We start from the raw sequence: 23577 nt of genomic DNA, 5'->3' as shown, positions 1-23577 counted from the left end.
TAGGCGGCGCAAGATCAATTATAAATTGCAAATATTTGCGAGCCCACTCACCACTGACTACTCACCACTCACTATTCTAAGTACAAAGGCGCCCCAAAGTATGGCGCGCCTTTGTAAATATCAGTTCGCTACCAGCAGGAATGCCGGCAGTAAATTGTTCATTTAATTATCTTAAGCCGGCTGACGGGCTTCTATCTGCTCGCGCAGTGAGTGGAAGATCTCTTCAATGCTGCCTTCGCCTTTTACTTTAGCCACTTTGTCGAATTTGGCATAGTGGTGAGCTACTGCGGCAGTTTTTTGTTCATATTCCAACAAACGCTTACGAATCACACTTTCATCGCGGTCGTCGCTGCGGCTACTGGTTTTACCTCTGTTCAACAGGCGGGCTACCAGTTCTTCTTCACCTACTTCCAACGCCAGCACCAGGGTTATTTCACTGGCTTTGCTGGTGAGTAAAGCATCCAGTGCTTCAGCCTGGGCGGTTGTTCTGGGAAACCCATCAAACAAAAAGCCTTTGGCTGTTGGATTGGCATCAAGGGCAGACCCGATCATGCCAATAACTACTTCATCAGGCACCAGTTGGCCCTTATCCATAAAAGCCTTTGCTTCCAAACCCAGTTGGGTTTCGTTGGCAATTTCCTTACGCAACAAATCACCGGTAGAAAGGTGGATCCAACCAAATTTTTCAATTAATTTCTCTGATTGCGTTCCTTTTCCGCTTCCGGGAGGTCCAAATAATATAAGATTAAACATGTTTAGTTAGTCCCTTTATGAGCTGGCAAATATAAACCAACGACAGAAATATTCCCTTTAGAATATGGGCATTCCGATTAAAAATTATTTAACGAGAACCGGTTTTTTTTGCTATGGATGCCGCAATTACAAGGGGTTCGCACGATTTTATTAATATGTTGACCGGCGTAAAACAGCGGCACCGGTAAAACCATCACCTAAACAAAATGTTAAGCTCTTGTAAGGTGTCGGTTAATAGACATCCAAACCCTACCCTGGCTACGTACATTTGGGAAACATAATCAAATTTTTATGAAGCGCGTTTTACAGAGCCTGACACTGCTGTTGCTGGCGGTAATATTTCAGCAATGCTCTTATTCTCAATCTAATACACCGAAAAAAGTAAATATGGATACATCAAAGAAGAATACTGTTTATTCCCGCACCGACTCGTCGAAGGTGAACATCAGCGATGAAGAGTGGAGAAAGCTCCTGCCTGCCGATGTGTACGCCATTGCCCGGGAAAAGGGAACTGAAAGACCCTGGACCAGCAAGTTTGAGGATTCAAAGGAAGTAGGCACCTATTACTGCGCCGCTTGTGGCAACCCGTTGTTTAAAAGCGATACCAAATTCGAGAGCGGTTGCGGCTGGCCCAGCTTTTACCAGCCCATCAGCAAGAGCAGCATTATTTACCTGGCCGATAATTCGCACGGGATGACCCGTACCGAAGTTGAATGCGGCCGCTGTAAAGCCCACCTGGGCCACGTATTTGACGACGGTCCCCCGCCAACCGGTTTGCGCTATTGCATAAATGGCGTGGTGCTCGATTTTGAGAAGGCCCAGGCAGCGGAGAAGAAGTATAATGAGGGTGAGCAGAAGGAAGCGAAGAAAGGAGAATAATCAGCAAAACCGGCGGATGGAAGAAGGCAAACGGCAGAAATTCGTTCACAGTCGAATTCCCTGACAACTATCGGCTTTGCCGCAACATATATCGATGCTTAACGCGGTTCCTGTAACAGCGTTAAGCATTGATTTTTAGGGAAATCCTGTCTGCCTTCTGCCATTTGCCGTCTGCCTAACAGGAAGATGTTTACTGAACGCTAAGGGTTAATATTAAATAAAAAGCAAAAATCAGGAATGTAGCAACCTTATAGCGAAGCCTGATGTTATAAAAGTAACGACTGTGGTTATCTAACCACCGGTCCATTTTTGCTTGTAATAATAGCGTGAAGGTGGCAGCCCTGTTTAACAGGGCTGCCTTTTTATTTGCAACAGATTATCTTTGCGCCATGAATAGAAAGAAGAAGCCGTTGTTACAACAGGTTGTTGTAGAAGATTATGCGGCAGAAGGTAAAGCCCTGAGCAAAATCGACGGCAAAGTGATCTTTATTGAGGGCGCCGTACCTGGCGACGTAGTTGACGTTCAGTTGTCAAAAAGCAAAAAAGAATGGGGCGAAGGAAAAGCCGTTCATTTCCATTCGTTCAGCCCCGACAGGGTTACGCCTTTCTGCGAACATTTTGGCGTTTGTGGCGGCTGTAAATGGCAAATGCTGCCTTATGAAAAACAATTACAATACAAACAAAATGAGGTGGTGCAAAACCTGAAAAGGATCGGTAAAGTGCAGCTGCCCGCCATTCAACCCATAATAGGCTGTACTGAAACAGCCCGCTACCGCAATAAACTGGAATTTACTTTCAGCAATCGCCGGTATTTGTTGCCTAATGAAATTGCGGCTGCAAAAGACGCTGCCATCGACCAGGAAAATGCCCTTGGCTTTCACGTGCCCCGCCTGTTCGATAAAGTGATTGACATCAACACCTGCCACCTGATGGCAGAACCGGTAAATGCCATCAAAAACACCATTCGCGCCTACGCAAAAGAGAACAATCTTACTTTTTACGATATCCGTTTTCACCATGGCTGGCTGCGTACCCTTATTGTGCGGGTGGCCACAACCGGCGAGGTAATGGTAAATGTGTGCTTTGGGTACGACGATGAAAAGGAAAGAGTACGCCTGTTCGATCACCTGCTGAAACAGGTACCCGGCATTACTACCCTGCTGTATACCATCAATCCCAAAAAGAACGATACCATTTACGACCTGGAACCGAAAGCCTACCACGGTAAGGGGTACATTATAGAAAAGCTGGAAAAACTGCAATTCAAAATAGGGCCAAAGTCGTTCTTTCAAACCAATACCCGCCAGGGCGAACGTTTGTACCAGGTAACCCGCGAGCTGGCTTGTTTAACCGGCAATGAAACCGTGTATGACCTGTATTGCGGTACCGGAAGCATCGGGTTGTTTGTGAGCGACAAAGCCAAAAAAATAATCGGGGTTGAAACGGTGCAGGAGGCCATTACCGATGCATGGGAAAACGCCGCCCTCAACAATATTGAACATGCGAAATTCTTCGCCGGCGATGTTATAGACGTTTGTACCAGCGAATTTTTTCAGGAGCATGGAAAACCCGATGTGGTAATTACCGATCCGCCGCGGGCAGGTATGCATGAAAAGCTGGTACGTAAAATTCTGGAAACATCGGCGCCGCTGGTGGTATATGTAAGCTGTAACCCGGCTACACAGGCCAGGGACCTGAATTTACTCGACGAAAAGTATGAAGTAACCCATGTACAGCCGGTAGATATGTTCCCGCATACACATCATATCGAAAATGTTGTTCAATTAAAACTAAGGGGCTAAAAATAACAATTGCCCTGGCTTATTTGTAACAAAACATACCGAAATTCATGTATTAAACTTTGCAGAATGGTTGATTTACGTCCGAGGGGTATTCAGAGTATTCCATTGGTTATAAAAAACCTGATAATTATAAATGTGCTGGTGTGGGTGGCAGAATTAACCTTTGGTGGAAATTTTATTGGATTACTGAAGCTTCATTATCATAAATCACCCAATTTCAGAATATGGCAGTTGATGACCCATATGTTCCTGCATGACCCTTCCTCCATTGGCCACCTGCTTTGGAACATGTTTGCATTGTGGATGTTTGGGTCGGCCCTCGAAGAAAACTGGGGCGCCAAACGCTTTCTGCTTTTTTATTTGATCTCTGGCGTGGGGGCTGCCCTGATACAATTGGGGGTTTTGGCAGTTGAAATGAATTACCTGGATTATAAGTTTGGCCTGGCAGATGCTGCCACTCAGCAGGGATTAATTCTACGTGCAGGCGGGATCTATTACTTTGGAGCCTATGGTGCTTCGGGCGCCATAACTGGAGTAATGGCGGCCTTTGCTTACCTATTTCCCAATTACCCCGTTCAAATGTTTATGATACCGGTGCCAATTAAGGTAAAATATTTGGTCATAGCGTATTTTTTGATTGATTTATTTGCAGGTATCAATCCACAGGAAGGTGATGATGTGGCCCATTTTGCCCACGTGGGTGGTGCAATTGTTGGTCTGATTCTGGTAACAACAATGAACAAGAACAACCGGCGCACCTTTTATTAAATAATTCCCCAACTTTAACTACCTGTTGGCTGTTAAATTAGCGTGATGTTAAAGGGAGTGTACCTGGAGTGGTTCCAAAGGATCGAATGATTTTGTAAATTCACTAAAATTTATTCCGTGCTAAGCGAAGATAGGTATAGGAAGAAAATAGGATTGGGCCAGGAAGGGAACAACCTGGTGTTTCTGATTGGCGTGTTGGCCATCGTTTTCTGCATTTTCAAATTTATTTGGCTGGTTTACAAGATTGCCGAAAAAGATATGTCGGCCTACGACCAGAATATTTTTAACTGGCTGGTAGTGCCGGGTGATTTTGAAAAAATGATGACGCGCCCCTGGACGCTGCTCTCCTTCATGTTCATGCACAGCGATCCCTGGGATGTGCTGGGAAATATCCTCTGGCTGTGGGCCTTTGGCTATATTTTTCAGGACCTTACCGGAAATAAAAAGCTCATTCCCCTTTTCATCTACGGAAGTTTCGGCGCTGCGCTGTTTTTTAGCGCCTGCTATAACCTGGTGCCCAAACTGGTGCCAATGGGGCCTGCGGTAACCCTGGTAGGGGCATCGGCAGGCATTATGGCCATTGCCGTGGCGGCCACCACGCTGGCGCCCGATTACCGGATCTTCCCCATGATAAACGGCGGTATCCCCCTGTGGATCCTGACCGTACTGTATCTAATCATCGATATTTCCCTGATAGCCGCGCAAAAGACCCCTCCCGGTGCTTTTGCCCATATTGCCGGCGCCTTTGTAGGCTTCCTGTTTATTTATCAGATGCGCCGTGGGCACGACTGGAGCGTATGGATGAATAACTTCTTTGACTGGTTTGGGAATCTGTTCAACCCCGACCGGAAAAACTGGAAGAAGACCGCAAAAACTGATTTGCATTACAATACAAGAGGCACCCAACCCTACAAAAAGATTCCCAACATTACGCAGAAAAGGATTGACGAAATACTGGACAAGATCAATCAGCAAGGCTACCGTTTTCTCACCGATGAAGAAAAAGATATTCTGAAACGGGCTGCAGAAGACGAAGAGTTGTAATTTTAAAATATGGCCCGGTTTGTTAGAACATTTACAAAGCGGTTGTGCATTATATTGAACGTGGTTATCGCGGTTTTTTTCCTGATAGCCTGTTCCAATGCATGGCTGCATCCCTCTAAGTGGTGGTTTTTTTCATTATTAGGGCTGGGCTTTCCGGTGCTGCTGCTGTTTTCATTTCTATTCCTCATTTTCTGGCTCATCTTCCGCTCAAAATGGGCGGTGCTGTCAGCTTTAACACTTCTTATAGGTTTTTCAAATATCCGCGTTTTCCTGGGTATGCATTTCGCCGCTTCTTCTTTTAAAACCCAAAAGGAAAAAGACGCGTTGCGCGTAATGACATGGAATGTGCATTGGTTCGATGACCATAACAAAAAACTAAAAGAACATAAGGACTACCGTAAAAACATGATTGCTTTTATAAAAGAGCAGAATGCGGATGTGCTGTGTTTCCAGGAGTTTCTGGAGCTGGGAAAATCCTTTGCCGCCAGCAATACCAACGCCATTATACAGTTGAATTATCCCTACTATTACCGGGTTATTGATTATGGCAAAGCGGGTGGCCGTTTTGAGGCCGGGGTGGCCATTTTTTCGCGTTACCCCATTGTAGATACGCAGCGGGTATTGTACCCCGATCCCGCCAATTTACGCGCTGCCGAAAGCCTTATTAGTGCCGACCTGCTGGTAAATGGTAAAAAGATCAGGATCTACACCACGCACCTGCAATCTGTACTGTTTCAGAAAAATGATTACCGCAGCCTGGAGATCATAAAATCGGCAGATGACAGCATGGTAATGGCTTCCCGTTCTATTATTAAAAAATTGCGGCTGGGTTATGCCTTCCGGGGTTTTCAGGCTGACCTGGTGCGCAATAAACTGGATAGCTGTCCGTACCCGGAAGTGATCTGTGGCGATTTTAACGATGTGCCCAACTCTTACACTTATTTCCGGATAAAAGGTAACCGGCAGGATGTTTTTGTGAGAAAGGGCAAGGGCATTGGCCGTAGTTTTACTGCCGTATCGCCCACCCTGCGCATTGACTATATTCTGGCCAATAAAAAATTCGACGTATTGCAATATAACCGCTCATTGGTGCCCTGGTCAGATCACTACCCGGTGGTGGCGGATATAAAGTTGAGAGAGGAATAAATTGCCTAAAATCCCTATATTTGAAACATGATCCTCAGCAGTAAACCAGCTTCTTGTTGTAACTAATTCGCCGTTCTGGCGGGATACATTTATTTTTGCATTTACCGGCTTTATTTTAACTATCATCAGACTGATTAATGAATTTTTATGAGTGAACTGAAAGTCCTGAATTCATATACAAGGCAAAAAGAAGTATTTACACCCATTACACCCGGTCATGTGGGGTTATACGTGTGCGGACCTACCGTGAGTGGGGAAAGCCATCTGGGACATGCCAGACCGTATGTTACGTTCGATGTAATTTACCGTTACCTTATGCACCTCGGCTATAAAGTGCGCTACGTTCGTAATATCACCGATGCCGGTCACTTTGAAGAAGAAGGAAGAGAAGCTGAAGACAAGATTGCCAAAAAAGCAACGTTGGAAAAGCTGGAACCCATGGAACTGGTTACCAAGTACACCAATCTCTTTCACTGGGGTATGAAACAGCTGAATAATTTGGACCCAAGTATTGAACCTACCGCTACCGGCCATATAGTAGAGCAGATAGAAATGATCAAAAAGATCATGGAAGAAGGCTATGCCTACGAAATGAATGGCTCCGTATATTTTGATGTAAAAAAATATGCAGAACATTATCCCTACGGTAAACTCAGCGGCCGCGTAATGGAAGATCTGTTGGAAACTACCCGCGACCTGGAAGGCCAGGACGAGAAGAGAAATAAACAGGATTTCGCTTTATGGAAGGCGGCGCCGCCTGAGCACATTATGCGTTGGGTAAGTCCCTGGGGCGAAGGATTCCCCGGCTGGCACATCGAATGCTCGGCCATGAGTACTAAATACCTGGGTGCTGAATTCGATATTCATGGCGGTGGTATGGACCTGCAGTTTCCGCATCACGAAAGTGAAATTGCGCAAAGTACTATCTGCAATAAACATGTGCCTGCCCGTTACTGGTTACATAATAACATGATCACCATTAACGGCCGTAAAATGGGTAAGAGCTATAATAATGTGATCAAGTTAACGGAGCTGTTCAGCGGCAATCACCCCCTGCTTGAAAAAGCATACACCGGACAAACCATTCGCTTCTTTATTCTTCAAACACATTACCGCAGTACGCTCGATTTTAGTAACGAGGCGTTGCAGGCTGCAGAAAAAGGATTGAAACGCCTGTGGGAAGCATATGAAGTATTGCAGAAACTGGAAACCACCGGATTGAAACCAACAGCTGGTGATGCCGAACTGGATGCAAAAGTGAAAACCCTGTTACTGGAGCTGGATGAATTTATGAGCGATGACTTCAATACCGCCAAAGTGTTAGCCAACATCTTTGAACTGGTACCGGTTATCAACTCAATAAAAGACAAACACATTGCACCCGACGCCCTGAGTGCAGACACCATGCAGTTGCTGCAACAATATTTTAAATTATATCTGGAGGAGATCCTCGGACTGAAAGGTGATGAAGAAAATGAAGATGGTAAACTCGATGGCGTAATAGGTTTGTTGATAGAAATTCGTAAAGAGGCCAAGGCAAGAAAAGACTATGCAACCTCCGATAAAATTCGCCAGCAGTTAACGCAGTTGGGAATTTTGTTGAAAGATGAAAAGGATGGCGGGGTAAGTTATTCGTTTGCTTAACGCGGAACGCCTAACGCTCAACGCTGAATACATAAAACACAGATGCCGCATCTTAAGATGTGGCATCTGTGTTTATAAGGTCTTTGTATTTCGCGTTCAGCGTTAAGCCTTTGGCGTTAAGCGTGTTCCTCTGAGCATCTCCCGCTTCCCCACTGGTCCCGGTATTTTTTCTACCTGAAAACCTGCCGCCAGCATGGCGCGGCGAACATCACCTTTACTGCAATATGTTGCCAGCACACCACCAGGCGCCAGCATGGCGAATAACTTTTCAAATACAGGCTGGGTCCATAGTTCAGGTTGTGCACCGGGCGCAAATGCGTCATAATAGATCACATCAACGGGGTTGCCCGGGATATAATCGGCCAGCAACGTCTTTATTTTTTTAAAAGAAAAGAAACTGGTGATGTGTTGAACGCTGCTCCAGTCGCAGGTATGCAATGAGTTGAACACGGGTTGCCAGAAGGATTCTTCCAGCGCATAACAATAGTTCAGTTTTTCAACAAGCGCAATTTCCAACGGGAATGCTTCCACTGTTTCGTAGAACACCTTGCGTTGCCGGCGTCTTGCTTCCAGAGTGGTGAGCAGGGCATTAAGGCCGGTGCCAAACCCCATTTCAAAAACAACGCACTGGCTGGCATTCCCGTGCAGGTTCCACCAATGTCTGAAACCGGCTTCAATAAACACATGCAACGACTCCTGCACAGCGCCATATACCGAATGATAAGAAACCTCCCATTCGGGGATAGCCACGGTGTGCGAACCATCTTTGGTGACAATTAAATTTCGTTGCATGAGAACAAAATTAACAGGTAAATTGCAAAGAAGCGGCTAAACGAGGCCTCGTCTTTAAAAGACTTCTCTCTGCCAACTGGCGGAAGGCCGGGAGGGGGCCGCCACGTTTTCCAGTAAACCATTACAACCATGGAGTATACCTTACACCTTTCCAAAGACAGGATAATAAAAAAGCTCATCGATAATCACGGCATCTTAACCCTGAAGAAACAAAAAAATATTTGTACTTACCTCTGCGCTTCTATCATGAGCCAGCAATTGTCGACGAAAGTAGCAGATGTCATCTATCAACGATTTTTGAACCTGTATGGTGGCAATGAACCTACCCCTGAGCAGGTGGTTGCCACGGCGCCCGAAACATTGCGGGCCATTGGATTATCCAACGCAAAAGTAAGTTATGTGCAGAATGTGGCCCGCTTTGCCATTGAACATGGTATGGAGCATAGCCGGCTGCATAAAATGAATGATGAACAAGTAATTACCTACCTGACCCAGATAAAAGGCGTTGGCCGCTGGACGGTTGAAATGCTATTGATTTTTGCACTTAAAAGAGAAGATGTATTTGCTTTGGACGATCTGGGCGTTCAGAACGCAATGATCGCATTGTATAAACTCGATCGTACCGATAAAAAGAGATTCCGCGAAGACATGGTACGCATCTCCAAAAAATGGAGTCCTTACCGTACCTATGCCTGTATGTATCTCTGGCGCTGGAAAGACAACCCGCCGCCCCTGAAGAACCGGTAATACCGTTACAAGTTTCAGGTTGCAGGTTATAGGGGAAGTCCGATTAATAGCCATGCGTTACAAATGTAGAACCCTGAACCCTAAAACTTGAAACCTGGAACCTGGAACAAATCTGCCAAAATTGAGATTGATCTATCTTAAGTCCATTTTCATCCTTCCAAAACAAGCGCTGAAAGGTATTTCCCTTTTGTTATCGGCTTGTAAAAGGCCGGTTTTGCGGGGCTGTACTTTAAACCTTTTACGCATTTAAGCTTCCCAAAGCAAAAATAATATGCGTAAAGGAATACTTTTAGGCCTCATCCTGGTGGCTTGTTTTTATGAAAGCAATGCCCAGTACGGCGGTGGTTACGGCGGCGGCTATGGCCGTTATGGAAGACCCAGAGGGTACCGTCAGCAACAAATAAGGGAAATGGGAAATTTTAAACCCACGCTGGATGTATCCGTTGGGTATGGCTTTCCCAATCTCGACAAATACCTGCTCAGTGATTTCTATGGTTATTATTCAGGAAATGCTACACAAACAGGCCCCATTATCGCCAGTATTGACTATCATTTTGCGCCCCGCATGGCCATTGGCGTAATGGTGAATTATGGTAAAGTAAGCCGCCCTTATTACGATTATAACACCAATCAGCAGGACTTTACGGGTAGTTTAACCAATACGGCGGTGTTGCTGAATTTTACGCGGTATTTGGGCAGTGCCCGGCAAACAGTTGTGCCTTACATGAAAACTGCCATTGGTTTTAATACCGGTTCAGCAACCTACCTGGCCGCCGATGGAAGCAAGGCTGCCAATGCTGATGATGGTACCACACTGGCTTACCAGGTTGGACTGGGTGTGCAGATCAATGCCAGCAAGAACGGCGGCTTCTTTGTGGAAGCAGGCTATGGAAAATACATTGTAGCGGGTGGCGTGAGGCTGAAGTTTTAAATCCCGGTTCAGACTACGTTCCACCAGGGTTTGTCGTCGTCTTTTTTAGGTTCGTTGGAATTATTTTGAGTGGGCGGTGTTGGGGTGTTTTTGGGTGTGGTTGTTACGCTTACCGGGTTTTGTAACCTGTTTGTTTGAAGCAGGGCTACAATTTGTTGTTGAAAAGCTGCGCCCTGTGCCGGTTTTACCATCTTTACAAAATTGGCATAACCGGTTACTGCGCTGGCCAGGTTACCGTTGCCCCATTTTAATGCACTGGCTTCCTTTGTTTTTAACTGGTGCAATACGGCCCTGAACTGGCGTAACTTTTTACGGGGAATGCCAGCTTTTTCATTAACAACAATCCCCGTTACTTCCTGGTGAGCGCCCTTGCGCATAATTCGGATCTTATCTGGGTGAACGGTAAAACCCTCATCCTGCAAAACCTTTTTAATACGCCAAACCAGTTGCTGTGCATTGGTTTGGGCGTTATCAAAAGAGAAAGTGATATCGTCGGCATAGCGGGTAAAGCTGCATTGGTTTTTGTTCGCTAACCCTTGGAGGCGTTTATCCAGCTTGTAACATAAGATGTTTGTAATAGCAGGACTGGTAGGTGCTCCCTGGGGTAATACGCGATTGCCTTTTTGTACGAAGTAATGCTGACCGTCAATGGTTACTTCTTCCGTAACGGCTTCGGTACATAACAAGGCGAGTATTACCGCAATCTTTTCAGAAAATCCTAATTGTTGTAATAACCCTTTTACTCTTTTATAATGAATAGAGGGGAAGAAATCTTTTACATCGATGTTTATCACTACCGCTTTACCTATGTGCGGTTGGGCATTGCTGATAATGGAACGTTGTAAAGCAAAACCATGCACAGCCGGGTGAATGGCCACTTTGTTAAAGATGTTCTCCAGGATCCAGTACTGAACGCTTTTTAAGCGCGGCATGGGCGCCGAGATCAGTCGTTTGCCGCCAGATTTTTTAGGAATATAAAATTTACGGTAATGCGATACGGTAGATACTTTACGGGCGAAAGATAAAAAACGTAATTCTTTTAAGGGGATGCCTATGGCTTGTGCGAGATCATTCTCATTATTAAAAACAGGCAGCCCATGTTTTTGTAAAAGGGCTACATTGTTATCTGTATTGTTCAACCCAACAGAAACGCCTTCACCCAAATAAATGATCTCCGTTTGTTTTTGCTTTTTCCAGGCTTCGGCCTTTTCCAGGCGTTGGAGTTCTTTCTTCTTTTTGTTGGCAGCCTGCTTCTCCCGGGAGTCAAGCATCCGTTTCAGCCGCATTTCTTTTAACACGGCTTCTTTGTTCTGATACTTCCGTTTTTCGTCGTACAGTTTACTGAGCTCCTTATTTAATTCTACTTCTTTTTTTATAAGCAGCTCAGGTATGCTGGGGCGATCTTCGTTATTGGCCCAAAAGCCCATACGTTTCATTTCTTCCAGCACCACACTGTCTTTAGAAGATTCGCGGATGCGGTCGTATAACTCTTGACGGATCGATCTGTTATCTGCCATGTTGGGTGAAGAAAAGAGATCATGTCTCGACAGGGGGACAAATGCTGCCTTCGTGCGTACCGGTGACCAGATTAATCAACGCAAGGCACCCGGGTACTGATGTGATATTATGGCACGCAGTGCCGGTACTGAAAATGTTACATCAGTACCCGGGTGCCATAGTAAAGATTACATTTGGTGATGCATGAAATATTCATGTTGCATGAGCGACGAAACATCGCCCTTTCCTTTCGGAAGCAAGGTGCATAAGTTTATTTCCCCTCTGTCAAAGAACACGAAATGCGGTTAACAAATATAGTTTCCTATTTTTTAATTTCTAAATAATTCAGGTAATCTTTTTTTGAATCTTAGTCACGCATAACCCTACCTGAATCCTTGTGATACCCTTGTTTTATTGAACGACTGGCGAAGGGCCAGCATGTGTTCGCAAGGGCCTTTGTATAGTTTATTTTCTTTATAAAAACTGCAATCGCAACCGGCCGACTTTATCTTTTCATCGCTATCGATCAGCAATTGGGTATTATACATTTTTCTTCCCCCGCCTTTTACCGTACCGGTTAATTGCATACTGCCATCGGCCTGTTGTGCCGAAGTGAATTTTATTTCGCCTTTCAGCAGTTCGGCGGCCATTTCTTCCCTGGGGTTATCAAAGCGCAGTTTATCAAACGGCAAAGGCTCACGGCTTAGTTCGCGCAGGCGGTAAACATTTGTGTTAAGGTCATAGATAACGCGGCCGGCCTGCGTATAGGCGCTTAATGCACCTGATACCTGGGCCGTATCTACATTCAGTTTTTGTGCAAAGTGCTGGGCTGTTCCTAACCAGTCCTGCTGAAGCGCCGCGAATACTTTTGCTTTGATTTCATTGTCTACTTCCAGCCGCGGCGCCAGCAGATCAAAATTGCCGGCATGGCTCCAGTCGTTGGCCGTCCAGCCGCTGAGCCCGAGGGTGAAATTCATATCACCCAGATCGGCGATATAAAATGAAGGCAGACCGGTTCCTAATAAATGAACAGTGAATTTTTTAGCAACGGGTATCAATCTTTCCAGGATCAATAATCTTCTCCGGCCCCATGTTCTTACTTCCTGTTTGGTTGGTCCGGGATAAATGCTGCGGGCGCAGATGATCTCTTTGCCCCAGGGTTCCAGGATCACCTTTACCGGATGGCCTGGTTCCAGCACATAACGTAAGGAACGCGGTCCCCGCTTTTCTTTAAAGCGGCGCAGTAATAAACAGATATTGTAAATATCCATCGGGTGCAGGTCGAACTGAATGGTAGGCAGGGTCATTGCGCTGCTTACCTGCAGAAAACCACGCACCCAGCTATCGGGCAGATCGATCTTTACTTCTTTATATAATTCCTCCTGCGTGGTTTGCACGGCAAAACCACTGGGGTCAACTTTTAATTCTGTTTCTTTATAATCACGCACCTTCTGAAATTCTTCATACAGGGCAGCAGAATAATCCACATTGGTAGTGCCGCATTTGTAATCGTCAATTTCCTTGAACACATTGTAATTGCAGCCCAGTTTACCATAGGTTGATTCGTCCTGGCTGAAACATTCAAAGAACAGTTCATCGGGGTGAATGGTAATTACAGGGTCCAATACGATCCAGGCTTCCTTGTTCTTCTCGTATAAATAATTGAAGTAATGCTGGCGGGCTTTTAAAAAGGGAGCCATCAACGCATCTTTTTTAGTGCGTACATCGGCCAGCTCGGTTTTTAATTGCTCTATGCGGCTATTGGCAGCGTCGGCATCGTAGCCGGCCATAAATTCGGCCAGGAACAAGGCTTCGTTTTGAGCCACCCATTCTTTATAGGCCATTTTATCTTTTGGTTTAAATCGCAGGTCACTGATAACAACATCGTGCAGGGCGGAGATAGCTTCGCGAAAGGCCAGCTTTTTATGCAGCTTGCCTACAAACCAGGCGCTTTCACGCAGGGTGTCGGGTGCAAACGACAATCCCGTCTTATGCATGGTACTGGTTACAGTACTGTTTCCCGCAAAGCGATAATTGAATAACATGAATATCTTTTTAAAATAGGAACTGATTTATTTTAAGTGGCAGTTACAGGTTTCATGTTGCAGGTTTCAGAGAACTTTTGATTTCGACCCCCTGCAACCTGGAACTTGTAACATGCAACAGCTTTTTGTTATCTCGTCTCAATCTCTTTAACCACCAAAGGCGTCTGTACTTCGTATAATGCTCTTAGTTGCAACAACACCTCAATACATTTTGCCTTGTCGCCAATGGCGGCAAGGGCCGATACATCCGATAAAATAGCGCCGATCACTTTGGCAGCGGCTTCTGATTTACGGCCTTCGGTTAAGAGGAAATGATAGATCCTGTTTTTGGCGATGCGGTTTTTATTTACGCGTGTTAATACCGAGCGGAAATAAAATTCCAGCGATTGGATCTTCTCCACATCATCGGTAGCAAAACGCTCCAGGTAATTGGTGGCAAACAACTGCATGCGTTCACTCGGGTGCTGGGTTAATTTCAGCAGGTAAGTGGTGCCATTGTCGGTAGTGAAGAACCTGGTGATCAGTTCGCGGCCATATGCTTCAATATCGGGTTTCACTGAATCGGCAAGGGCAATGAGCACTTCGGGCGTCCAGTCACTTTCGGTAAACTGTTCACGGAAGAACTGCATGGCAAACTGCCGGGTATCGGCCCATTTGCTATCGAGTAATTTAACAGCGGCGTCTTTTTCAAATTTAATGCGGGTTACCTGCTGCTTATAAAAGTTCCAGCACCAGATACGCACATTCAGGTTTTCGTGACCGCCCAGGGCAACCACCTGTGGAATGGTAAGTTGTGCAGGATCGGTATATTTTTCAAGTATCACGGCACCTACATTCTGTCCGGCCGCATAATTACCGTATAATAAATTTAACGCAAGTTCTTTATTGGCGTTTTGCAGGTAATTGCTCAGTTCATTGCACAACAAATTGCCGATGTCATCATGCAGGCCTTCGCTGGTTTCTTTTCTTAATAAGAAAGGCATCAGCAGATCGGCTGCCCTTTCACCAAAGCTACGGTCTTGTTGCGCCAAACGGGCCATAACAGGTCCCATGGCGCGGCGTATATTCTGGACAGGGGAAACGCAGCATAGGGTGATCTCGTCTGCCATTTGTAGCAGGAAGTCTGTAGCTACTTCATTTAATAATTCCAGTCCCAGTTCGCGTATTGGTTCGTAGTTGTGATTCAATAAGCTAAACAAAACTGCCTGGTTAACATCCTGTGAGCCCTGTAATTGTTGTTTATGACGCAGGATCTGCAGGGCGAATAATATAATAGCTGGTACATCCAGTTGAAACAGGTCTTCTATTACAATCAGCGGTACCTCATGCAATTCATTACCAAACAGCTCTATCAACATGGCGGTAGCCCTTTTTATAATGGGTTCACTTTCGCTCGCCTCATTGGGAATGTGCATCAATTCGGAAATGGCTTTGCCAATAACGGCCATTTTAATATCGCGGGTGAGGGTAGTTTTTGTAAGCATGCCCTTTGCCCAATAGGCAGTATCGGCATCTGCTAAAAACAGCAGGTCTTTGATAAAGTCGCTTTGTTGCAGGAACTGCTGGCTTGTCCACTCCTTACCCTTGTTGCGGGCATCGGCATTGCGCGAGTTCAGCAGCGCGATCACCAGGTCGGCATCTGCCTGCTGACCGGAGAATTTCTCTGTTGTTATTTGTAATCCCAAAGCGGCCGGGATATTGAATGGCGATAATAATAATTGTATGCATGCCTGTTTGTCCAGCCTGCCCCTGATCTCATTCCATTGTGGGTGCACGAGTAACGCCCCCTGTGCAAATTCATGGATCTCGTCCATTTGCGCTTCCATCAGCAGTTGTACATACGACTGGGGCAGCTTGTTCCACAAGTGAAGAAATGGCGTTCCATTTTCATTTACGGCTGAAGCTGCTGATGTCTCAGGAGCTGAAGGCGGTTGTTCTGCTTCTTTCTTCTTCCCAAAAAGGCCAGCCATCTTTTTCAGTAAACCTGTCTCGCCCTTTTTATTGTTGCTTTGTGCAGGTGCAATGGGATTCTTTTTAATGGCGAGTAATTCTTCTTCAGATTTTATGCGCCATACCCGGTTATTGATCAGCTTTAACTCAGGATGGTCGCCGCTCAGGATCTGGTGCATAAAAACGGCGTTCGCATTTTGCGGGTACTTCGTTTTTACCGTAGTATAATTACGGCCGTTCCATTTATAATCGGTTGTATAAAAAGAATCTTTATAGTCTGTCGATTTGTTGTAAGCGATCAAAATACCAGTCGCCAGCTTTACATAATCCAGGCTATCCAGGTGGCCATACATTTGAAGGCGTCGGTTTACCCGTTGACGCAGGTATTTACGGGTTCGTTGTGAATAAGCCAGGCGGCTGTTACCCTTACGCAGTTCAACATTCGGATTAACGAGGCCTTTGGTGTTCTGTAAATAAATGCCAGCCTTGATATTATTGGTGGGAATAACATGTTTAAAAAACTCTGGCTGGCGTTCGAAGCGCAATGCCAGCATGCCTGTAATCTCAAAATCATCCAGCAGTTCGGCCATTTTGAAGATGGCCCTGATATGTTTAAAATAAAGGGGCTTTAACGGCGCCTGTAATAAGCTCTTTTTTATAACCGGGCGCATCCACTTCATTTCGGTAGCAATCAGGTACAATGTTTCCAGCCAGTTGTAATGCGATTCCGCCGAATCCTGATTTTTGATCTTTTCGTCCATAGTTGCCCCCAGCACATCCGGGTCATTGCTTTCAAAGCTCCACTTTACTGTATCTGGTAAGGAGCTGATGAGAAACTTCAGGAGTTCTTCCTTGGAGCTGCCACTTAACACGCGCAACAAACCGGCGCCGGCTATCTTCTTTATTATGGGAGATGTATGTTCTTTAAAGATCTGTTGTAAAGCCTCTGCGTTTGTTTCATTGGCACAACGCGCCAACGCCCAGGTACAACTGTATTGATGAACAACATCACCATTATTAAATAACTTAACAATGTATTGGGCTGCTTCGGGTATTTTATATTCACCAGCCTTCCAAATAATGCGCGACAACTTCCATTTGGTACGATGCGAGCTCGTATTACCCTGGGTAGCATTATACAACCGTTGTAAAATACTTTTTACGGGTCCGGCCGGCATTGACATAAAACTGGCGCCGATGGTAGTAGTTTCGTTAGTTAATGTAAAGGGGCTTGCCTGGGGTGTGGTAGTAACGCTGCCATCGGCTGAATAACCCTTTGAGAACTTTTCGGCTTCCACTTCATTGAAGATCTTTTCGGCATCGGCCAGGGAAACGGGCACCGGGGTTTTGCTGCCCTCTTTTAATTTTGAATACCGGCGACCATAACGGAAGTTCACCACATATTTATCATTGCCTACATCGCACAGGTCGATTTCATATACTTTATCGGAATTACCTTCCTTAAAATAGAGGATACTTTGTTTTACAAGGCGCATGGGATAAGCTACACTTTAAGAGGCAGGTAAGATAGAGAAAAACATTTGATAAAACCAACACCGAGTTTATATTTAATACGTTATAAATGAATTGTCAATGAAATGATAGTTGGTATGAATTTGTCACTCCGGGGTGTGACAAATTCTTAAGGGGAACCGGGGAGTGAATAAACAAGGAATTTATACACAGTACGGGGACATATAAATTAAGGAATTTCTATAATTCTCTTATTTTACACCCCTTGTAATAATCTGGAAACTTTTTACAGGAGATGTGACCATGAAACAGGAAGATTTATTGTACTTATTGACTGCGAATCCTGCCATACAAATGCTCCGCTCCCGGAGCGCCCGTTGGTATTTACCCTTTCTTTACCATGTTTATAAGGAAGAGAACCGGTTTGTTATAGGAGAAGACATATTAATTCAATTATTATCTGAAACACTTTCACATCAGGAAGATGGGACTGAGGATTTTGAAGAAGCCAAGATCATTTTCGGGGAAGATGAAGAAACCCGCAGCCGCAAATACATGTTGAACTGGGTACAAAAAAGAATTCTACAGGATCTTCAGGATGCGGAAGGCAATATTCAATACCAGTTAAGCGCCCATACCGAAAAAGTATTTCAATGGATGTTGACATTGCAGGCGCGTAATCACGTAGGCACCGAAAGCCGGTTTAAACTATTGTTCAACTCCCTGCAGGACATAGTTGAAAAAACTGAAGACGACCGGCCAAAGCGATTACAGATGTTAAAAGACCGCCGGGCAGAAATTGATAAAGAGATAAAAGCAATAGAACTGGGTGTGGCGCCCGATAACTACAGCAATGCACAGGTGCAGGAACGCCTGGAATTATTTACCCGGCTTTGTTATGAGCTCATCAGCGATTTCAGGGAGGTGGAAGACAATTTCAAGCAGATCCACCGCGCCATTGTTGAACAACACACCAAAGCCGAACAGAACAAAGGCGCCATCGTTGGCTTTGCCTTTGCGGCGTATGATGCGCTGCGTAACAGCAACCAGGGTAAAAGCTTTTATTCGTTCTGGGACTTTCTTATTTCCCGCGCCGGTCAAAGCGACTGGAAAGAACTGACTGAACAATTACTCGACCTGTTAAAAGACCGGGGCATCGAGGCGGATGTGCAGTTCCTGGAAAATATAAAATCACTGTTGTTAGAACAGGGTAAAACAGTATACGACGCCAACGATAAGATGGCGGAAAAGCTGAGCCGGATTATTTCTGAAAAGGAAATTGCCCGTCACAAACGCCTGCGTCACCAGATAGGGAACATCAAGGAACTGATCTTTGACCTGATGGATGAGGAAGAAGTAAAGGCTGGCATTAGTTTGGATGAAGGGGTGGAGGTAAAAATGCTGATGGAGCGAAGACTGTTGTTTGAACAAAAGAAAGCAGTAGTAGCGGTAAAACAACCGACAGCAGCCAGCGAAAAGATTGCCGATCCTGAACGTTTCGGCCGAATGATGAACGTTACCTATATTGATAAAAAAAGGCTATGGCAAAAGGTGGAGTATGCATTACAAAAAAAGCAAACAGCCACGTTGAAAGAAATTCTGGAGGTGCAACCGCTGGAGAACGGCATTGCAGAGATTGTAAGCTATTTTGGTTTCCTGCGGGATAAGGCAAGCAGGGTACAGATCATCCATAATACCAGCGAGCATATTCCGTTAAATGAAGCCGCTACCAAATTTGTAGAAGTACCTTATTTATTATTTAGTAAATAACCGATATGAGCGCTCAGCAAAGAATATTACCCTATACATCTGTATTTATAAAATTACTGAAGGGGCCTGTTGAATATGTAGAGAAAAACACCTGGGAAAAGCTGATCCAGTACAAGGTGGAACTGACCAGCTTTCTGCTGCAACTGGGATTGGCCCTGGTACTGGATGAACAGGATGGCTATGCCTACATAAAGCATTATCCATTTGAAGAGGACGAGAACCCTGTATCATGGATCCAGAGAAGGGCGCTTACTTATGAGGAAAGTGTGATGCTGGTGCTGTTACGCGAAATGATGGCCGAGTTTGAAGTAGGTGAAGCCACCAATCGTGAACTGATAAAAAAGCGCCGGGAAATAAAAGAATACGCCGAGTTGTTCTTTAAAGAAAATGCCAGCCGGGTAAAATTCCTTAAGGAAATTGACAGGCTGATTGATAAAGCCGAGGAGAATGGCTTTCTGGATAAAACAGAAACAAGTGAACTGGCCGATGAACAAAAGTTCCGCATAAAGAAAATTATCAAAGCAAAAGTAAGCAGCGAAGAGCTGGACCATTTTTACCAGCAACTGGTACGACATAAAGAAACAAAAGAAGAGACGGAAGTAGTCACCGACCTGTCAGGTCAGGAACTATAGACGGGTGATCTTTCAGAATTGACCTGACAGGTCTGCTTGGAGAACAATAGTTGTAGTTAAAATCAGGAGTAACAAGTATGCAGTTAAGCGTTTTTAGTACTGATAGTCAAAAGAGCGGATTTCGGTTACAATACATGGAAATATTCAACTGGGGAACCTTTGATGATGTGGTGCACAGCATCCGTCCCATGGGTGAAACCAGTTTACTTACCGGCGCCAACGGAAGTGGTAAAACTACTTTTGTGGATGCCTTACTTACGTTGATAGTGCCTGAGAAACGTTATCGTTTTTACAACCAGAGTAGTGGTAGTGAAAAAAAAGGCGATCGTACCGAGGAAACCTATGTAATGGGAGGCTATGGCTCTATGAACAGCGAGAGCACCGGTTCGTTAAAAACCCTGTACCTGCGCGAAAATAAAGACGAAGCCTATAGTATTCTGCTGGCGCATTTTGCCAATGAAGCAGAACAGGCCGTTACCCTTTTCCAGGTACGCTACTTTTCGGGTGGCGATATGCGCAGGTTGTTTGGTATTGCCCATAAAGCCCTGCGCATTGATGAAGACTTTAAACCCTTTGATTTGAATGGCCAGTGGAAAAAAGCGCTGGACCAGAAATACAATAAAGGCAGCCGCAAACAAATTGAGTGGTTTGATGCGGCCAGCAAGTATGCCCAGCAACTGGTGCATGTGTTAGGAATGCAAAGCGTACAGGCCCTGCAACTGTTTAACCAAACGGTAGGTATTAAAGTACTGGGTAACCTCGATGAGTTTATTCGCACCCATATGCTGGAGCCACGCAACATGGAAGAATCGTTCCAGGACCTGAAGAAACACCTGGCTACGCTGCTGGATGCGCGACGCAATATTGAAAAGGCCGAAGAACAGATAAAACTGTTACAACCCATAGAGCAACACTTCACCGCATACAATACGTTGAAGAATCAAATTGAGGGGAGCGAACAAATGTTGCAAACCGCCAGGATCTGGAACAGCTTTACCCGCAATGAATTGTTGCAACAGGCTATTGAAGAAAGCAATGCCAGCATACAGGACATTCAGCAAAAGCAACAGATAGTTAAACTAACTTACGAGCAGTTACAGGAGGAAGAGCGTGTTGTTAAAAACCAGATAGACCAGAACAAGGCCGGTCAACGGATGCAACAACTGGAAAAAGATGCGCAGGACCTGGAATTGAAAAAGCAGGAAGCCGCACGGGAACTCTCCCTGTTTGCCAGCTGGTGCGAAGAGTTGCACCTGGAAGAGAAACAGCCTGCCGATGAAGCCACCTACCAGCGTATAGCAAAGGAAGCTAATCGTAAAAAGCTGGAGCTGGAAACCAAACAACGCCTGAATGAAGAAGATGAATATTCAGCAAAGCGGGCGAAAGAAAAATCAGATGCAGATAAGAAGAAAGTGGAAGATGAGCTGAATAACCTGCTGCACAGCAAGAACAATATGCCGGGTAACCTGATTAGCGTACGCAAGCAGTTGTGCGATGCCCTGAACCTGGATCAGAACGATCTTCCATTCATTGGGGAGTTGATGCAGGTGCGGTCTGATTGCAGTGAATGGCAACCGGCACTGGAGAAATTATTACGTAATTTTTCGCTTCGACTGCTGGTGCCTGATAAACACTACAAGAAAGTAAACAAGTACATCAATAATAATCACCTGGGGATGCGGTTGGTGTACGAGCACGTGACCGATAACCCAATGATCCAAAACCCCGAAAAGGATACGGTGTATGAAAAGTTGGAGTTTCATCCAGACAGCCCGTTAAGCAGTTGGGTAGAACAACAGATCATTTGGCAGTTTAACCACGTTTGTATCACCGATGAAAAAACGCTGGACCGTTACGAGAAGGCGATCACCCTGAACGGACTGGTTAAAAACAAATCGAGGCACGAAAAAGATGACCGTAACGGGAAGCATGACCCCAGTAAGTATGTGATGGGCTGGAACAACGAGAAGAAAAAAGACTTCCTGATAAAGCGGAGGAACCAGTTTGCCGACCTGGTGGTAAAAGCCAGTGAAACCCTGGAGAAATGTAAAAGCAAGTCCGACAGGCTGCAAAAACAATTCTATGCCATTACCCGCATTCGTGAACACAAGGGTTTTGCCGAACTGGATATGGCAGGCATTCAACGCGGTATTCATAAGTTACAGGAACAAATAAACGGATTGCGCAAAGCCAACAAAGACCTGGATAATTTAAAAGCACAGCTGATAGATATTCAACAGAAAAGGGACGAAGCGGAAAGTCAGCGCGGTCAGTTATTGATTGACGAAACCAGGTTAAAAGACCGCATTCAGCAATACTACGAACAACAGGAAGCATTACAGCCCTTGCTGCAGCATATCAGTGAAGGCGATAAAGACGGACTGTTACAGTTTCAACAGCAACAGGCGGCTTTGATCTCGGATATTAACCTGCAGAATATCGATGAAGTATATGACGGGTTGAAGGCAAAGCAAACGCGCCTGAACGAAAAACAAAGAGATGAGCTGCACAAGGAGGAAACGCAACTGAACAAATGTATCAACCGCATCAAGAACCCTTCTACAGAGTTAAAAACTAAATTCTCCCCCGAATGGGATGGCGATGTACAACACCTGCCCGAAGATGCGGCCTATGCCAACGAGTACATCGACTGGCTGGGTAAACTGGTGCATGAGAACCTGCCAAAATACAAACGCGCTTTTGAAAGCTTCATCAACGATACCATTACGTATAAGATCGGTGGCCTGAATGAAGAAATGGAAAGATGGGAGCGTGATATCAATAACAGTGTAACGCGCCTGAACCAGTCGTTGGGTGGTATTAACTTCAACAGGCTGCCTGATACCTATATTCAATTGGGAAAAAGACCTGTGCCTTCGGGAACGGATATAAAAGAATTCAGAGGCCGCCTGCTCGATGCATTGCCACAAGCCGCCAACTGGCAGCAAAGCAGCTTTGAAGAAAAGTCGAAACACTTTACCCAGAAAGTTCAACCGTTGATTGATGAGCTGGATAAAAATGAAAGCTATCGAAACAAGGTAATGGATGTGCGTAACTGGTTTGAGTTTTGGGCCGATGAAAAATTCCGCAATACCGATGAGATAAAGAAAACCTATCGTCAGATGGGACAGTTATCAGGCGGTGAAAAGGCGCAGTTAACGTATACCATTTTGTGTAGCGCCATTGCCTATCAGTTTGGTATTACCCGCGAAGGAAAGAACAGCCGGAGCCTTCGCTTTATTGCCGTAGATGAAAGCTTCAGTAACCAGGATGAAGAAAAGGCAACATACCTGATGGAGCTGTGTAAACAATTACACCTGCAATTGCTGGTGGTAACGCCCAGTGACAAGATAGCCATCGTTCAAAACTTTATCGCCCACGTACACCTGGTACAGCGGGTACAAAACCGCCACAGCGTACTGTACAATATGACCATTAAGGAGTTGAAAGAAAAAGTGGAAGAAGCAAATCCATTGTTGCTTGAAGGATAAGCGTTTGTATGTAGTAATAGCTTATCGTTTTTTACAGCGTTATAAGGGCCAGTAACATAAACTCATTACAACCCTTCCCAAAAAGGCATTCTTTTATCCTGAAACAGGAAAGAAGAGTGCCTTTTGCATTATATGCGTACAAAAATCCTAAAGTAATTTGTCATCAATTTTATTTCTGCTAAAAAATTAAATGTCAAATTGTAATGGCAGCGC

At 45.1% G+C, this 23577-nt stretch carries 16 protein-coding genes; 11 read left to right on the top strand and 5 right to left on the bottom strand.

Annotation, left to right across the window (positions count from 1 at the left end; translation table 11 throughout):
- Positions 1-171: 171 nt before the first annotated feature.
- A complete protein-coding gene (locus NIAKO_RS29900; RefSeq protein ID WP_014222208.1) occupies positions 172-753 on the bottom strand; it encodes an adenylate kinase in 582 nt (193 codons plus the stop codon).
- A gap of 291 nt (positions 754-1044) precedes the next feature.
- On the opposite strand from NIAKO_RS29900, the gene msrB reads away from it, so the two are divergent.
- The 6 genes from msrB to cysS all read left to right on the top strand — a co-directional run bounded on the left by msrB (position 1045) and on the right by cysS (position 8036).
- Positions 1045-1632, top strand: a complete 588-nt coding sequence (gene msrB, locus NIAKO_RS29895) for a peptide-methionine (R)-S-oxide reductase MsrB (protein ID WP_014222207.1) — start codon at positions 1045-1047, stop codon at positions 1630-1632.
- Between the two features lie 389 nt (positions 1633-2021).
- Positions 2022-3434: a 23S rRNA (uracil(1939)-C(5))-methyltransferase RlmD gene (gene rlmD, locus NIAKO_RS29890; RefSeq protein ID WP_014222206.1), complete on the top strand. Its 1413-nt coding sequence runs from the start codon at positions 2022-2024 to the stop codon at positions 3432-3434.
- A gap of 66 nt (positions 3435-3500) precedes the next feature.
- Entirely contained in the window at positions 3501-4202 is a 702-nt protein-coding gene (locus NIAKO_RS29885; RefSeq protein WP_014222205.1) for a rhomboid family intramembrane serine protease, read from the top strand.
- A 117-nt stretch (positions 4203-4319) separates the two neighbouring features.
- Entirely contained in the window at positions 4320-5246 is a 927-nt protein-coding gene (locus NIAKO_RS29880; protein WP_014222204.1) for a rhomboid family intramembrane serine protease, read from the top strand.
- Between the two features lie 9 nt (positions 5247-5255).
- On the top strand, positions 5256-6392 hold the full coding sequence (locus NIAKO_RS29875; RefSeq protein WP_014222203.1) for an endonuclease/exonuclease/phosphatase family protein: 1137 nt from the start codon (positions 5256-5258) through the stop codon (positions 6390-6392).
- Between the two features lie 147 nt (positions 6393-6539).
- Entirely contained in the window at positions 6540-8036 is a 1497-nt protein-coding gene (gene cysS, locus NIAKO_RS29870) for a cysteine--tRNA ligase (RefSeq protein WP_014222202.1), read from the top strand.
- A gap of 102 nt (positions 8037-8138) precedes the next feature.
- On the opposite strand, the gene mnmC2 is transcribed toward cysS, so the two are convergent.
- Positions 8139-8828, bottom strand: coding sequence for a tRNA (5-methylaminomethyl-2-thiouridine)(34)-methyltransferase MnmC2 (mnmC2, locus tag NIAKO_RS29865; protein WP_014222201.1), 690 nt, complete (start codon positions 8826-8828; stop codon positions 8139-8141).
- Positions 8829-8957: 129 nt separating this feature from the next.
- Here mnmC2 and NIAKO_RS29860 point away from each other — a divergent pair, with 129 nt between their 5' ends.
- Both NIAKO_RS29860 and NIAKO_RS29855 read left to right on the top strand, forming a co-directional pair.
- Positions 8958-9575 carry a DNA-3-methyladenine glycosylase family protein gene (locus NIAKO_RS29860; protein ID WP_014222200.1) on the top strand — a complete coding sequence of 206 codons (618 nt, stop codon included), beginning with the start codon at positions 8958-8960 and terminating at the stop codon, positions 9573-9575.
- 271 nt (positions 9576-9846) lie between these two features.
- Positions 9847-10506 (top strand): hypothetical protein, encoded by a 660-nt coding sequence (locus tag NIAKO_RS29855; protein WP_014222199.1) that lies wholly within the window; start codon positions 9847-9849, stop codon positions 10504-10506.
- An 8-nt stretch (positions 10507-10514) separates the two neighbouring features.
- Here the strand turns inward: NIAKO_RS29855 and NIAKO_RS29850 are convergent, their stop codons facing one another.
- From NIAKO_RS29850 to NIAKO_RS29840, 3 genes are all read right to left on the bottom strand, one after another.
- Positions 10515-12023 carry a reverse transcriptase family protein gene (locus NIAKO_RS29850; RefSeq protein WP_014222198.1) on the bottom strand — a complete coding sequence of 503 codons (1509 nt, stop codon included), beginning with the start codon at positions 12021-12023 and terminating at the stop codon, positions 10515-10517.
- A gap of 363 nt (positions 12024-12386) precedes the next feature.
- Positions 12387-14048: a hypothetical protein gene (locus NIAKO_RS29845; protein ID WP_014222197.1), complete on the bottom strand. Its 1662-nt coding sequence runs from the start codon at positions 14046-14048 to the stop codon at positions 12387-12389.
- Positions 14049-14176: 128 nt separating this feature from the next.
- The gene (locus NIAKO_RS29840; RefSeq protein ID WP_014222196.1) at positions 14177-17494 is read right to left on the bottom strand and encodes a hypothetical protein; all 3318 of its coding nucleotides are present in this window, start codon (positions 17492-17494) and stop codon (positions 14177-14179) included.
- A 280-nt stretch (positions 17495-17774) separates the two neighbouring features.
- On the opposite strand from NIAKO_RS29840, the gene NIAKO_RS29835 reads away from it, so the two are divergent.
- The 3 genes from NIAKO_RS29835 (at position 17775) to NIAKO_RS29825 (ending at position 23364) form a co-directional block, all read left to right on the top strand.
- Complete coding sequence (locus NIAKO_RS29835; protein ID WP_014222195.1) at positions 17775-19241, top strand: DUF3375 domain-containing protein; 1467 nt, start codon at positions 17775-17777, stop codon at positions 19239-19241.
- A gap of 5 nt (positions 19242-19246) precedes the next feature.
- Positions 19247-19873: a DUF4194 domain-containing protein gene (locus tag NIAKO_RS29830; protein WP_014222194.1), complete on the top strand. Its 627-nt coding sequence runs from the start codon at positions 19247-19249 to the stop codon at positions 19871-19873.
- Between the two features lie 134 nt (positions 19874-20007).
- Positions 20008-23364 (top strand): ATP-binding protein, encoded by a 3357-nt coding sequence (locus NIAKO_RS29825; RefSeq protein WP_242675488.1) that lies wholly within the window; start codon positions 20008-20010, stop codon positions 23362-23364.
- The last annotated feature ends 213 nt before the right edge of the window (positions 23365-23577 follow it).

The organism is Niastella koreensis GR20-10 (assembly GCF_000246855.1).
Lineage (GTDB): Bacteria > Bacteroidota > Bacteroidia > Chitinophagales > Chitinophagaceae > Niastella > Niastella koreensis.
Note: the sequence above shows the minus strand (reverse complement) of the source record. Positions and strands in the feature narration are given on the sequence as shown.